The sequence below is a fragment of the Streptomyces sp. BRA346 genome (assembly GCF_052851135.1).
In genome coordinates, this window is record NZ_JAIWIH010000150.1 from 1 (window position 1) to 1,959 (window position 1,959).

At 71.8% G+C, this 1,959-nt stretch carries 1 protein-coding gene; it reads right to left on the minus strand.

All coding sequences use genetic code 11. The features are described 5' to 3' along the window. The coding region (locus LCH29_RS43840) for an acyltransferase domain-containing protein (RefSeq protein ID WP_446467267.1) at positions 1-1,940 on the minus strand (1,940 nt) is incomplete at its 3' end. Positions 1,941-1,959 lie beyond the last annotated feature (19 nt).

The following is a 1,959-nucleotide window of genomic DNA, read 5'->3' on the forward strand; positions in this document are numbered from 1 at the left end:
AGCACCACGGTGTCCGGGACGGGGGAACCGTCATCCAGCGCGGCGGTCAGCGCGGCCAGATCGGCATAACCGGTCACCGGAACACCCGCGTCGCGCCACTCATCGGTGTCGGCGAGTACGGCCCAGGCAGCACCCGATCCGCCGGGTTCGCCGGGAGCGGGGGCCGGGGCGGGTGCAGGGATCCAGCCGAGGCGGAACAGGCTGTCCCGATGCGGGGAGTTCGCCGTGGCCAGGTCCGCGGTCGACACCGGCCGCAATACCAGCGACTCCACCTCGGCCACCGGAGCACCCGTAGCGTCGGCGATCTGCAGGGCGACCTCGCCGGACCTCCCCACGGACAGCCGCACCCGCACCGCGGCCGCACCGACCGCCGACAACGACACACCCGACCACGAGAACGGCAGCGCCGCTCCCTCGCCGGCCTGGTCCCCCACTCCCAAGGCATGCAACACGGAGTCGAGCAGTGCCGGGTGCAGACCGAAATCGGCCGCATCACCGGACAGCGACTCGGGCAGAGCCGCCTCTACGAACAGGTCCTCGCCGTGCCGCCAGACCTCCCGCAGGCCACGGAAGGCCGGACCGTACACCAGGCCACCACCGGCGAGCCGTTCGTACAAGCCCTCCACCGGAACCTGCTCCGCACCGGCAGGCGGCCACACGGCCAGGTCCCAATCCGCGACAGTCCCACCAGAGATGAGAGTCCCCGTGGCATGCAGAGTCCACGGCTCCTCGGCCGCCGCATCTTCGGGGCGCGAGTAGACGCGCACTGCGCGTCGGCCCTCCTCCGTGCCCCCGGTACTGTCGATGCTGAGCTGCACCTGCAGCGCGCCCTGCTCCGGCAGCACCAGCGGCGCCTGCAGAGTCAGTTCCTCGACCCGCTCGCAGCCGACCCGCTCACCGGCCTGCACCGCAAGCTCAACGAACATCGTGCCCGGCACCAGCACCGAGCCCGCCACGGCGTGATCAGCCAGCCACGGGTGCGAGGAGACCGAGAGCCGCCCGGTCAGCAGCACCGCGTCCGATCCGGCCACGGTCACCGCCGCGCCAAGCATGGGGTGCTCGGCCGCGCCCAGGCCCAAGCCACGAGCGTCGGTGACCGGCCGGGAAGCCTCGAGCCAGTACCGCTGCCGCTGGAATGCGTACGTCGGCAGGCCCACCCGTCGCGCGCCCGTCCCGGCGAAGACTGCCGCCCAGTCGACCTTCGCGCCACGCACGAACACCTCGGCCACGGCACCCAACACGGTTTCGGCTTCAGCGCGCCCCTTACGCAGGGCCGACACCACGATCACGTCCGAGGCCGCCTTGGCCAGCGCGGTCAGTACCGGGTCGGGTCCGACCTCCAGCAGCCGACTGACACTCTGTGTACCGGTGGCGGTCTCAAGAGAGTCGTGGAAGCGGACCGGCCGGCGGACCTGATCCACCCAGTAGTCAGCCGTCGCCCAGTCCTCTTCACCGACCGGCTCACCAGTGACCGTGCTGACGGCCGGAAGCACCGGCTGCCGGTAGGTGACGCTCGCGGCGACCTCGGCGAACTCCGTCAGCATCGGCTCCATCAACGGCGAGTGAAAGGCGTGGCTGACGCGCAGCCGCGACACCCGGCGGCCCCGCTCCCGCGCGACCGCCATCACCCGCTCGACCGCGTCCTCGTCACCGGAGACGACCACCGCGGTCGGCCCGTTCACCGCCGCGACCGTGGCCCGCTCCCCGTCAGGAACCCCGCCGAGGATGTCGGCGACCTCGGCCTCGGTGCCCTCGACCGCCGCCATCGCACCACCCGAAGGCAGCCCCTGCATCAGCCGCGCACGACCCGCCACCAACCGCGCGGCATCCCCCAGCTCGAACACACCCGCCACATAGGCTGCCACGAACTCACCGATCGAGTGGCCCAGCACCACATCCGGACCCATGCCCCACGACCGCAGCAACTCCACCAGCGCCACCTGCACCGCGAACAACGCC